This window comes from Bradyrhizobium cytisi (assembly GCF_008123515.1).
GTDB classification, from domain to species: Bacteria; Pseudomonadota; Alphaproteobacteria; order Rhizobiales; family Xanthobacteraceae; genus Bradyrhizobium; species Bradyrhizobium cytisi.
Map to the genome: position 1 here is coordinate 1 of NZ_VSSR01000088.1, position 12,572 is coordinate 12,572.

Genomic DNA, 12,572 nt, shown 5'->3' on the forward strand with positions numbered 1-12,572 from the left:
GGGCATCAGCGTCCCAATCCCCACGGCCCAGAATTGCCTGCTGCCGCCATGGGCCGGGATCGCCAGCCGCCTCCGCCCGCATCCAACCGGTCTTGCGCTGCTCATCTCCGAGCAGACCTTCCAGGAACAGGCCTGCATTCGTCGCCACACGCTCTTGCGTGAACAACGGACGTATCCGTTTCTTGATCTCTCGAAGCGACGCCGCCCACAACGCAAGCGTCTCCTCGATCGACGCTGCTGGCGTCCACGACCTCCGAATCATGGTTACCCATGGATTCAGACATTTTCAAACAACGCAACTGTAATGCTAGGGCATCCCCCTTCGAGTAACGCCATTGCTCAACCAGCGTCAGAGCATTCGATACCAGATTGCCATGACTCAAGATGGCACCTTTGGACCTGCCGGGTCGTGCCCGAGGTGTAGAGGATGGCTGCAAGATCGTCTGTCGCACGCGGCATCGTATCGAAATCCGCGGGCAAGCTCACTGCGGCGTCCATGAGCGTACCTTTACCCTGCTGATCGAGCTTCTCGACCCGCGCGCCAGCCTTGCAGCAATGGAAAGCAGGTCAGCCTGCTCGCGCGGATCGCACACGATCAGTGTCGATCGCGCGTCGCGGACGAAATATTCGGTTTCCGCTGGCGTATATGCGGTATTAAGCGGCAAATACGCCGCGCCAGCGCGGAGCGTCGCGAGATAAGGTGCGACCGCCTTGACGGACTTTTCTATCTTAGCTGCGACGCGGTGGTTGGGGCCGATACCAATGCTGACCAGATAACTTGCGAGTTGGCCGCTGAGCGCAGCGAGTTCGGCGTAGGTAAGCCACGTGCCGTCATCTTTCTCTATGCAGACAGACTGATCAGAAGCCGCCGAGGCGAACAGGCGGTCGTATAAGGCTTGCCGGGAAGAGTGGCGGCTCACCGCAAAGACCAACGAGTTCGCTGAGGCGGTTATAGAACCGCTTGGATCTTGCGGGGCGAACGCAAGAGCGTCGACGCAAGGGCATCTTTGCTACACGCGGTCACATATTCGGATTCTTGCGCCGATTGGCGGTGATTTTTCTGCATTCCCGGAACCGCCTCGGCTGCTGGAAGGCGAAATCGCGGCCAAGTTCCTCGCACCGCTACTCGCGCAGCCCAGGGCGAAAAAGCTCGGGTGCAGCGATGACTTCTCGGTCGACGGCGGACGCCAGGCCTAGATGATGAAGAGCGTAGCGAACAATGGCTCCGGTGAGCGCCGGCGCAAGGGGCGGCCGCAATATCGTAGCGGACTTCCATGGCTAGAAAAGCTCCAGCCACACCATGCTTCGATCACCGATGCCGACGCCACGCTGTACTGCTTCACCGCGCATGGGCTGATCGAAAGCCGGCACGCCCTGCTGGTCGACGCCTGCCTGACGCTGGCGAACGGGCGTGCTGAACAAGTGGTCACGCTGCAGATGAGGAGCGTCGTGCCGACCGGCCAACAGCGACCACGGTTGGCGCCGACAAAGCCTACGATGCAGAAGACTTCGTCAACGAGCTGCGCTCGATGAACGCGACGCCGCATTGCACAGAACACCAGCGGCTGCAGCTCTGCGATCGACTGGCGACCGACCCGGCACAGCAGCCATGCCGTCAGCCACGGCCTCCGAAAGCGCATCGAGGAGGTTCGGTTGGATGAAGACGGTCGCCAGGCAAGAGAAGTCTAGGCTTCGTGACTCATGCGGATGGGTCGCAGATATTCGAATTCTCCAAATTTGCGCAGAATTCCGGCTTGCGGGGCCTCACATCAGGGAATCTCGACTTTTGGGCTGGGTTAATCAAGCCAGATTGGCGGATGGGAGATCCGCGCCAAAGGGGGACCACCATGAAAATTGCGAAGTATCTCATAGCTGGCTCTGCGGCAATGCTTGCAGGCGTCGGCGCGCAAGCCGCCGATCTTCCGGTGAAGGCGAAGGCCGTCGAGTACGTGAAGATCTGCTCGTTATATGGCGCCGGATTTTACTATATGCCGGGCACTGACACTTGCATCAAGCTCGGTGGTTACTTGCGTGCTTGGATGATGCTGAACACCAATAGCATGGGCGTTAACGCGGACTCGGGCGTTGGTGGTGCGGCGAACCGCTTGAGCAATTACTATACGTATCGGGCGCGTCAATATCTGACTGTTGATACGCGGACCGCAACCGAGTACGGCGTGGTTCGAACCTTCTCCGAACTTGTGTTTCAATGGACAACGGGTGGCTACAACGGTGCGGGTACGGGTCTAACAGGAGGTGCAACGACCTACAACAGCGTCGGAACGAACGCAACCGTTGGTGGCGGTCAGCTCGCCGTCTGGACGGCCTTTATCCAGTTCGCCGGCTTTACGTTCGGCAAGGCGATCTCTCAGTTTTCTACGCCCTGGAGCGAGTATCCCGGGAATTACGCTGAACTCCCGGGCAGCAGCGCTTACGACCAAGTGAACCAAGTCAGCTATACCGCTGACTTCGGCCAGGGCATCACGGCCTCGTTCTCGGCTCAGGATCAGGTCCAGCATGACCAATCCAACATCTGGAACGTGAGCGCCGCGACGGCTGCAGGTCTTGCGACCGGCACGTACGGTGCCAACGATATTGGCGGTTCGCGGGCTCCAGACCTCATCGCGAGCCTTCGCATTGATCAGTCTTGGGGCCTCTTTCAAGCGTCGCTCGCCGCGCACGACAACCATGCCGCCTACCATGGCGCGACAGAGCTCACCGGCTATCCGAGCGACAAGTGGGGCTGGGCTGGTCAGCTGGCGCTGTCCATCAAAAATATCCCGACCGGCCCCGGAGACTCGATCAATATGACGGGCGTATATGCGAAGGGCGCAACCCGTTATGTCTTCCATGATTCTACACTGACAAGCTTCGCGAGGTATGGTGGTACGAGCATGGCGGGTGCTTATCAGAGCCTTGGAATCGCTGGTGCTTCCGATTCCGTATTTGTTGCAGGCGCTGGCCAGGAGTTGACCACAGCGTACGGCTTCAATGGCGCGTACAACCACAATTGGGATCCACACTGGTCTAGCAGCATCTTCGGTGGATTTGGCGCTGTGCGCTACAACAGCACAGCTAAGGGATACATCTGTGGTGCATTCGTCGCGAGTCTCGCACTTTCCAGTGGGGCCTCCGGTTGTAACCCCGATTTCAACTATGCTGTTGTCGGTACAAGAACCGTTTGGACACCGGTTAAGAATCTATCCTTCGCGGCAGAACTCGACTACAGCATGATTGACCAGAAATACGCGAGCGGAAGCACGGTTGTTCTGCCGCTGCAATCGGGTATCGCAAAACCGGCTGGGGTGTATGAGCTGAAGGACCAACGTAGCTTGGCGATCCAGCTCGTCGCCACGCGCAGCTTCTGAGTCACTGACATATTCCAAGCAGAAGTATTGACCCCCAAGAAGGCCTTCGGCATGCCCGCCGAAGGCCGTTTTGGATTCAATGCCTCAGAACGGGTGCATAGCCATCACGCTCGAGCCGGCCGAGCGTCAGAAGATGATTGAGCCGGGTGGAAGCATTGGCTTGATGCGCATCGGCCGTGGTAGCTCTTGCATTCATGTCGTCAGGCAAGCAGCCGATCCAGTAGTTCTTTTCGATGCCAGCTCTATCGCCGTTGCTCCGACGATTATTCCAGCCCACAATCCAGATTCAAAAGAAAGGTAATTTGCCAACTTCAAATATATGGAGTCCTGCGCGCTTCTCATGACCGGCACCTTTGCCTCTTTATCGGGTCAACATGGGGCGGCGGTCGTAGCGTTTTTAAGGCAAGCACCGCGTCAATCGTAGGCTCAGAACGGTTGGGATCAACAAGGAGCCGAAACGTATCGGCAACAGCGCTATTGCGCCCATGCCCGCCGGGACCGCGCGTTGCCTCCCGCATATTCGGGGATTCGGCTTTGTAGACCGTCGTCCGTGAAGAGCCCGCACTTCAGCTCGCGGCGAGCTGATGTCGGGGGATGAGCTGGACGAGGATTTGGTGCAACAAGAGCTCGAGTCATCGGATGGGGCGACGGAAGTTGCAGCCGACGGCGGCGAGGACGGTGTTGCTGGCACCGCCCTGCCGATGCCAGAGATGGTCCCGGTCCATCCGATCTTCCGAGTTGAACCGATGACGGGCCGATGTCCGAGCGTCTTGATGTTTTCGTAAACGCGCCGTTACGCTGATCGAGCCGCTTTGGCAATGCGTTCGCATCAGTCGCGAGCTCGGAAGGTGGTTGCACTAAAGCCTAACGTAGCTGACCTGACGAAGCAGGCCGGAAAGCGATTGATCACGGCACGAACTGACCGTCCTCCACTCCGTTGAGGAAGTCCTGCAACAAAGAAAAAAATAGCCGGATGCATGCGCGCCAATGGCAACAGCGGTCGATTTTCTTCCTATACCTAAGCGTACCTAGTCGGCCTCGCTGTTGGCGTCTCCGGCCCTCTGGCGCCCCTCCATCAGGTCAATCATTCTTGAACAAGGTCTATCCTGACGCGAAGTCGGCTGTCGACGGCATTCTCAAAGACGGCATGATGATCATGTCGGGCGGCTTCGGCCTTTGCGGCATTGCCGAGGTGCTCTCCGATGCGATCCGCGACTCCGGCGTCAAGGGCCTGACGGTGGTCTCCAACAATGCCGGCGTTGACGGCATCGGGCTCAGCCGCCTCCTGGAAACCCGCCAGATCAAGAAGATGATTTCGTCCTATGTCTGCGAGAACAAGCTGTTCGCCCAGCAATTCCTCGCCGGCGAGCTGGAACTCGACTTCAATCCGCAGGGCACGCTGGCCGAGCGCAACCGCGCCGGCGGCGCCGGCATCCCGGCCTTCTACACCAAGACCGGCGTCGGCACGCTGATCGCCGAGGGCAAGGAAGTGAAGGAGTTCGACGCCGAGAAGTATTTGATGGAGCGCGGCCTGTTCGCCGACCTCACCATCGTGCATGCCTGGAAGGGCGACACTGCCGGCAACCTCATCTACCGCAAGACCGCACGCAACTTTAACCCGATGATGGCGACCGCCGCCAAGGTCACGGTGGCCGAGGTCGAGCATCTGGTTCCGGCCGGTGAACTTAATCCCGACCACATCCACACGCCCGGCATCTTCGTGAAGCGCATCGTCGAGGTCGGCACGGCCAAGAAGCGCATTGAATTCCGCAACACCCGCCCGCGCCCGGCGAGCGCGCCGGCGGCCGGCACTGGAGTTGAAGTCTGATGGCCTGGACCCGCGAACAAATGGCTGCGCGCGCAGCTAAGGAATTGCGTGACGGCTACTACGTCAATCTCGGCATCGGCATCCCGACGCTGGTCTCGAACTACATCCCGGACGGCGTCGACGTCAGCCTTCAGAGCGAGAACGGAATGCTCGGCATGGGCCCGTTCCCCTATGAGGGCGAAGAGGACGCCGACCTTATCAACGCCGGCAAGCAGACCGTGAGCGAATTGCCGTCGACCGCCTATTTCTCCAGCGCGGATTCCTTCGGCATGATCCGCGGTGGCCACATGGATCTCTCGATCCTCGGCGCCATGCAGGTGGCCCAGAACGGCGATCTCGCCAACTGGATGATCCCCGGCAAGATGGTCAAGGGCATGGGCGGCGCGATGGATCTCGTCGCCGGCGTCAAGCGCGTCGTCGTGGTGATGGAGCATTCGGCCAAGGACGGCCCGAAACTCTTGAAGAAGTGCAACCTGCCGCTGACCGGCGAGCGCGTCGTCGACATGATCGTCACCGATCTCGCCGTCTTCACCATCGACAAGCACGGTGACGGCGGCATGGCCTTGATCGAGCTTGCCGACGGCGTCTCGCTCGACGAGGTCAAGGCCAAGACCGAAGCCGAATTCCGCGTCGCGCTGAAGAATACGTAAGGTCTTCGTTGTGGGGGCGCGCATGACAAACGGTCTGCGCCTGAACGGCATCGACTTCATCAAGAACTGTTAGATAGATCGACATCGGTATATTTTGCTCCGTGGCGGTGCGGTGGCCACCTTAATGTCTCCAACCCGCGTCGCGGCGGCAGGATCACAATCGGGGCTGCTACGAACCAACCGCCGAGACGCTCGATGCCGTGAACAGTCTTAATGTTACTGACCACCCACGCATTTTATATTCTACAACGTGCTCACTACATTCGATGAGACCTTCACCCCACAGCTCTGGCTTGCCGGAGAGATCTCATCCAGTGAGCGCGGGATAATTGAGATGAACCGATATGGCGAATAGAATTTGCGGCTTTACCAACTACGGCTGTGACGGTTGCACCATGACGTTGAAGTTGCTCACCGCGATACGCTGATGCGATCATTTTGGCTACGAAGCCAATGTTACGATCCGAAACTCGGCGCGGCGGTATCGGCGTCAAACTGAACTTACGAGCTGGATTGTACAGCATTGGTCGCGGGAAGGGACGTCGAAGACGAAAAACGACCCGCCCTCGTGCGTCTAAGGACATGCTATCGCAGCATCCGATTGCGTGAGGAGACGACGGGTTCGATGCTCAATCCTTGCTCGACACTTACCGTCATCCTTGTTCGATCACGTTCCGTGTCTTTACGCAGGCGAACCGTATTTCGATCGTCACAGGCCGACCTAGCGGTGCGAGAACCCGCAGGGGCGTGGCTGAAAATGACCGTAGAAACATACGAAAGGAGCGCCACGCCGAGGTGAAGTATGATCGCCCTTCCCGTACGCTATGAACCAGCAGAAAGCTCTGCGATCGCTTCAAATCTGTCTTCAACAAAATCAGCGCACTGCAATTGTATTAACGTCCGCATTTTATCGAAGCAAATGTTGCTCGCCGGCAAAAATAAAACCATTTTCGTTTCATTGACACGACACAAATCGCCCCTACCATCTACAACGTAAACGCTAGGTCGCTTGGTATGTCAAAACCGGTCACCAGAATGTGGTCTCCGAAACCGTTCGTCTGATCGATGGGTTTATCATTGCCCGGATTCGGCGGGGCAGAGCTGCCCGGCTTTGGGCACTAATGATGTGGCGCTCGCCAAAGCAAGGCGCGGTCGAGCCGGACGCCTTATAGGCTAAGAGGACATTCTCCGCTGTCGCTTTCTGCGACCGGCGCATTGCGGAGCGTTGTGCAAGTGTCGCGATGACGAGAATGCGATCATGATAGAGTCGGCGACCATTGATAGCATCATTCCTGCTGCAAAGGTAGTGAGACGTGCGAAGCGGCTGGGTGCCGAAATCAACAATCTCAAGCTGTCCAGCGACTTGCCCGAGGAGATCATCGAGGCGATCAATCAACTCCTGTTAGAGCATAGAGTGCTATTCTTCCGTAACCAAGATCATCTACATAGTGCGGAGCAGGAGCAAATTGCCGCTCGGCTCGGTAAGCTAATTCCGCATCCCACAGTGTTCGAGTTCGATGGAGCACCCTCGCTCCTACAATCACGGTCCGGTCAAGGTGACGGCCGCGTTGATGAGCCAGATAGGGACTTTACCTTCGACCGCGATTACCAGAGAATCTCCCTCATGCGCGACGTGCCGCCCAACGGTGGTGACATCATTTGGTCGAACACGGCAGCTGCATATCTTGGTCTTCCGCTGCCGTTGCGAAGGTTCGCTGATGATCTCTGGGTAGTCCACGGCAAATCTGACGATGTCGTTTCCAAAACGAAAGCCGCCGAGGTGGAGAGAAATACGTTTGCTGGACCGGCTTACGAAAGAAAGTATCCATTGGTTCAAGTTCTTCCCGAGACAGGTGAGCGCTGTTTAATGCTCGGCAAAGACGTGCGGCAAGTCGTAGGACTTCAGCGATATACGAGCCAGAAACTGCTTGGCTTGTTTCATTCCTACGTAACGGCACCAAAAAATGTAGTGCAATGGAATTGGAGGGCAGGCGATCTGGCGGTCTGGGACAATCGCGTGACACAGCATTACCCAGTTAATGATCAGCATCCCTTCCTATGCCGCGTCACAAACGATGGTGATCTGCCGCTCAGCGCGAACAATCATCGCAGTGTGAAACGCGGTAAGCAATCGAGCTCAGCCAATGTTGCATAGATGTTTCGTCGAACCGGACCATAACGATGAACACTGTTGTTCGAGTGGTGAGTGACCAATCAAACCTGGTGACAAGGCGCGAGGGTTTTACAACGGCTAAATTCGGGCAATTCGCGGCGAAACGGCGTTAGATCTTTAAACCACGTTTCTATCAAACGATAATACTTGTGCGAGAGATGAACCGCCGAACCGATCTGCCCTCCCTCGGTCTCTCGTATAATCATTTTTTGGCACATTCTATCTGGATCGGTCGAATAAACCTCGAGCTGAGCGATCGGGGCAGCTGGTTGTCTCTGGGGACCTGTCCAGCGCGGCGCCGAACCGAGTAGCGGGAGGCCGACTTTCCCGCTGTCCCGCCGTTTTGAGAGCGCCTAACGCCTATGTGGATTATTCCCTCTGGATCGCCTTCTCGCACCGTACACCCCTTGGCCGCTCGTTTCCGACAGTCGCCTTATTTGCTGAATGAACGTTAGCGCCACGACGATCCGGTCGTGCGCGAGCTGACGTAAAGGGACAAGTAAGCCTCCAATGATTAGTGGAAGCTCGTAGGAAACAGAGGGCAAAATGGAAGTCCAATTGTCCAATTGGACGTGTCGAATGGAGGCCGCGTCAGTCGGCTCGAGGTGATCGCGCTCCGTCTTGCCGCTCGAAAGGAGCATTAGCAGGCTGCTGAAAAAGTCATTTTGCGAGTTGGTTGGAGTGTGATTCCGTGCCTGTGTCTGATTCCTTTGGGCTGGGGGATGCGATGCGCGGGGCAGATCAGCGGTCGGAAGGCATATTCAGTTACGTGCGGTTGGAGCAGCGCGTTCCAGCGGATCATCCGCTGCGTGCGATCCGCGACTTGGCCGACGCGGCGCTGAAGGATCTGTCGCGCGACTTTGCCAGGTTGTACGCCCGCCATGGCCGACCGTCGATTCCGCCGGAGCGGCTGTTGCGGGCGCTGCTGCTGCAGGCGTTCTACACGGTGAGATCGGAACGGCAGTTGATGGAGCAGCTCGACTACAATCTGTTGTTCCGCTGGTTCGTCGGTCTGTCGATGGACGATCAGGTGTGGGATGCGACCGTGTTCTGCAAGAACCGGGATCGGCTGCTCGACGGCGACATCGCGGCCAAGTTCTTTGTCACCGTGCTGAACCTGCCGCAGGTGCGTGGGCTGTTGTCCAGTGAGCACTTCTCCGTCGATGGCACGCTGATCGAAGCCTGGGCCAGCATGAAGAGCTTCGTGCCGAAGGATGGCGGCGATCCACCATCTGGCAAGCAATCGGGCAGCGGTCAGGGACGCAATGTCGAGCGCGACTTCCATGGCGAGAAGCGCAAGAACGACACGCATTCTTCGACGACCGACCCCGACGCCCGCTTGTTTCGCAAGGGCGCTGGCAAGGAGGCCAAGCTCTGCCACATGGGGCATCTGATGATGGAGAACCGCAACGGGCTGATCGTCGATGCGCGCCTCACCGAGGCCAACGGTACGGCGGAGCGAACGACCGCTCTCGACATGATCGAGGACAACGCCAAGCCGGGCAGCACCGTGGGCGCCGACAAGAACTATGACACCGCCGACTTTGTCGCCGGTTGCCGCGAGCGCGGCTGCACGCCGCATGTCTCGCAGAACGACACCAACCGCCGCTCGGCGATCGACGCGCGCACGACCCGGCATCCCGGCTATCGCATCAGCACGATCAAGCGCAAGCGGATCGAAGAACCATTCGGGTGGATCAAGACGGTCGGCGGTCTGCGAAAGACCCGGCATCGTGGCCGAGGCCTGGTCGAGTGGTTCTTCGTGCTCACCGCCGCAGCCTACAATCTCGTTCGTATTCCGAAGATGCTGGCAGCAACGGGATGAGTCTGTCTGGAGCGTCAAACATGAGCGAAAACTGCGCGTATAGCGCTCTTTACCACCCATCGATTGGCTCATCCTCGCCCCGCACATCAGGAAAATCGCCCTTCAAGACCCATTTTTCAGCAGCCTGTTAGGCCCCAATCGTCGGCGCCTTCAAACCGTGGTTTAAAAAATAGTGACGATAATCTTCTCAGGGTCCAGACTTGCCGAAGACGACCGTTACGGCCTCCCTCCCTAGGAAGGACTCACTCGCTTCCTCGACGGCCATCTTGAGCTCGAGACCAACCCTGTCGAAAACGCGATCAGGCCGATTGAAAAAAACGCACTCGTTTCCGGCCATGAGGTCGGAGCCAAAAGCTGCGCGCTGTTCTCATCGATCGTCGCAGTCTGCAGGCTCAACGACGTGAACCCCTTCGACTGCCCCCCGAAACCCCAACGCCATCATCAATGCCATCCTCAAGGTCGAATTGATGACTTTATGCCTTGCCGATTCCGCAACACGTCAGTCCCAGCTCCGCAGGGGATCCGCAAAGCCCTAGAACTAACAAAAAAAAGGCCGCGCGAATTACGCGCGGCCAAGTGGAGGGAGGAAAAGCCCCAAGGAGAACGGAAAGAGAATCGAACTGAGCAGATCAATTACTCATCGGACAACGTCATCCCTGAGAACATGAGTGGCGAGACGCTTGATCGTCCCGTGCACAATAGTTAGGATACCAAGTTAGTGCGCAGATAGAGGGCGATTTTCGTGCCCGTCCCGCATCTTTTGTGCGAAAATGATTGGTTCGGCGCACTGCGCTGCGTCTAGCGGTGCTGGCGGAAGTTGAGGCGCTGCGTGCCGAAGAATAGCGGGCAACGTACCCAAATGTGCGACTAAAAATGCAAGCCGGACTTGCGGCGACTCTTACCGGTACCGGCAACCAAATAGCCGACCAAGGTGAGCTTATGAAGCGGTTGACCAGAATTTCAAAGGCCGGCTCTCGTTGACACCCAAGAAGCATCCATTAGTACCGCGCTTCTAGTCGATTGCTGCAACGCCTTGATCTGTTGGGCAGTTCACAGGCAGCCCGACGTGCCGTGGGACCATGACGACAACCCCAATGCGGCGCAACTGGCCGACGAGGCAGGGCGTGATTCGACCGGATCGTCGCGGATCGCAAGCGCAATGGAGACGGCTCCTCAATCAAGTACGCCGGCAAAGCACGCGCCAGACGGTCGGGATCGCATCTGCGGTGGCCTGGTCCGACGGAGCTGGAACGCGTCTCCCACAATCTCGCTGCGTTCATGGGAAATGCGAGACTTTGGTCATCTTCCGGAACTAACGGCTGCCATCAATGATCACCCCGGGCGCTCGCGTGCGAGCGCGGCGACGCGAACTGCGCAGCACGGCGCCTAACTTGTGCGAGACGCTCAGCTCGGAAAAACCGCTCCTTGCCCTCGTTGTGGCACGGACATCCGGAGAGCTAGACGCAACGGCCTCGACCCCGGAACATCTGATCCTTATAGAACTTCCTGAACGTTGTGGGCAGAACTCCGTCAGCTGTGCCGTACGACCAGGTTCAAGCAGAACGATATCATTGTTGTCGGACCTTCCGGCGAGACCATTGCCTGCTGAACCAAGTTTCTCGCCAAGAGATGATGGTCTGGCCCGAACGTGAGCCGAACGGCGGGTCGAAATCTCGCCGCCGATCTCATTACGCGACAGTGCCGACCGGCCGCTGCTCGCGGCGCAGCCTTCGTTCTCGCAGAAATATGTAGAAACCCGCGTAATGATTGCGGCGCCGACGAGCGTTGCCGATGATGGCACATCGCCGAAAAAAATTAAACCAAAGACCAAGGCCCATAAGATCTGGGAATACTGATACGGCACCACGTTGCTCGCAGGCGCGAGCTTCAGCGAACGGCTGAGGCACAATAGTCCGCACACTGAGATCATCCCGGATGCGGCAAACAGCGGAAGATCTCGCGGCATAGGGGTTACCCAGCCGAACGGCGAGGCCACTGCGCCTAATAGAAACGACCCGACAAATTGCGAGGTAGCTATCACCGCGTCAGGTGTCCTTCGCAATCGGCCGGTTATTAGGATCCTTCCGGCGAACGAGACGCTGCCGCAGAGTGCCACTGATGCTGGCCAGCTAAAGCTTTGTTCCGACGGACGAAGCGCGATCAGAACTCCGCCGAAGCCGGCAAGAATCGCACTCCAGCGGCGCCACCCGACCTGCTCGCGCAGAACGGTCCTGATAGGACGGCGACGAAGATCGGACAAGCAAGATAATAGGTTACGACGTCAGCAAGCGGGAGATACGCCGCGGCAACGACCACCGCGTGCAGTTCATGCGCACCGCGCTGGCGCATTCCGACAACAGGGGCAGGCCTGTCGTCTCCGCCGTCACCGCTTATGCCTTCTCAGGACGAAGCAGAGCAGCCAGGGCGCAATGAGGGAAGGTCGCCCATTGATAGAGACGATGACGAGCGTGGCGACGGCTGGTGGTCATGCGCCGGGCTATTGGTCCTCTGCCGAATCCCAGTCCGCGCCGTGGAGACGAACCATCTCGCGACGGGACCGCTCGATGAAGGCGCGCTCGATGCAAAGGCCGGCGGTGATTAAAGCAGCCAGCGCAAGGCCGCAGGCGATATAGCTATTCACGAAATTCCAAAGAATATCGCTGCCGGCGACTAGGACAAAAGTGAGTGCCATAACCGTATTGCGAAATGCCTTAGTGTCTGTCCGAGA

The 12,572-nt window shown here is 58.1% G+C and carries 7 protein-coding genes and 3 pseudogenes; 6 read left to right on the forward strand and 4 right to left on the reverse strand.

Translation table 11 applies throughout. The annotated features are described in order from the left end of the window. Both FXB38_RS39025 and FXB38_RS39030 read right to left on the reverse strand, forming a co-directional pair. Positions 1 to 262, reverse strand: a pseudogene (locus FXB38_RS39025) (IS701 family transposase); the annotation flags it as partial. Between the two features lie 220 nt (positions 263 to 482). Then, positions 483 to 932 (reverse strand): AMP-binding protein, encoded by a 450-nt coding sequence (locus tag FXB38_RS39030; RefSeq protein ID WP_246230486.1) that lies wholly within the window; start codon positions 930 to 932, stop codon positions 483 to 485. Positions 933 to 1,080: 148 nt separating this feature from the next. Here FXB38_RS39030 and FXB38_RS44260 point away from each other — a divergent pair. The 6 genes and pseudogenes from FXB38_RS44260 to FXB38_RS39060 form a co-directional block, all read left to right on the forward strand. Further along, positions 1,081 to 1,696 (forward strand): annotated as a pseudogene (locus FXB38_RS44260) (transposase); the annotation flags it as partial. A gap of 151 nt (positions 1,697 to 1,847) precedes the next feature. After that, entirely contained in the window at positions 1,848 to 3,368 is a 1,521-nt protein-coding gene (locus FXB38_RS39040) for a porin (protein ID WP_148756228.1), read from the forward strand. A 1,090-nt stretch (positions 3,369 to 4,458) separates the two neighbouring features. Then, entirely contained in the window at positions 4,459 to 5,196 is a 738-nt protein-coding gene (locus tag FXB38_RS39045; RefSeq protein ID WP_148756229.1) for a CoA transferase subunit A, read from the forward strand. Beyond that, the gene (locus FXB38_RS39050; protein WP_148756230.1) at positions 5,196 to 5,846 is read left to right on the forward strand and encodes a CoA transferase subunit B; all 651 of its coding nucleotides are present in this window, start codon (positions 5,196 to 5,198) and stop codon (positions 5,844 to 5,846) included. The genes FXB38_RS39045 and FXB38_RS39050 overlap by 1 nt, the downstream gene beginning before the upstream one ends. Before the next feature lie 1,258 nt (positions 5,847 to 7,104). After that, entirely contained in the window at positions 7,105 to 8,001 is an 897-nt protein-coding gene (locus tag FXB38_RS39055; RefSeq protein ID WP_148756231.1) for a TauD/TfdA dioxygenase family protein, read from the forward strand. A gap of 745 nt (positions 8,002 to 8,746) precedes the next feature. Then, positions 8,747 to 9,844 (forward strand): IS5 family transposase, encoded by a 1,098-nt coding sequence (locus FXB38_RS39060; protein ID WP_148756232.1) that lies wholly within the window; start codon positions 8,747 to 8,749, stop codon positions 9,842 to 9,844. Between the two features lie 1,688 nt (positions 9,845 to 11,532). Here FXB38_RS39060 and FXB38_RS39065 read toward each other — a convergent pair. Both FXB38_RS39065 and FXB38_RS39070 read right to left on the reverse strand, forming a co-directional pair. Further along, positions 11,533 to 12,151 (reverse strand): annotated as a pseudogene (locus tag FXB38_RS39065) (DMT family transporter); the annotation flags it as partial. Positions 12,152 to 12,341: 190 nt separating this feature from the next. Beyond that, positions 12,342 to 12,572, reverse strand: a 231-nt coding sequence (locus tag FXB38_RS39070) for a hypothetical protein (RefSeq protein ID WP_246230488.1), incomplete at its 5' end; no start/stop codon positions are given.

Coding starts and splice junctions, on each gene's coding strand:
- FXB38_RS39060 (WP_148756232.1), top strand. CDS start 8,747: ATGCGCGGGGCAGATCAGCGGTCGGAAGGCATATTCAGTTACGTGCGG.
- FXB38_RS39040 (WP_148756228.1), top strand. CDS start 1,848: ATGAAAATTGCGAAGTATCTCATAGCTGGCTCTGCGGCAATGCTTGCA.
- FXB38_RS39055 (WP_148756231.1), top strand. CDS start 7,105: ATGATAGAGTCGGCGACCATTGATAGCATCATTCCTGCTGCAAAGGTA.
- FXB38_RS39050 (WP_148756230.1), top strand. CDS start 5,196: ATGGCCTGGACCCGCGAACAAATGGCTGCGCGCGCAGCTAAGGAATTG.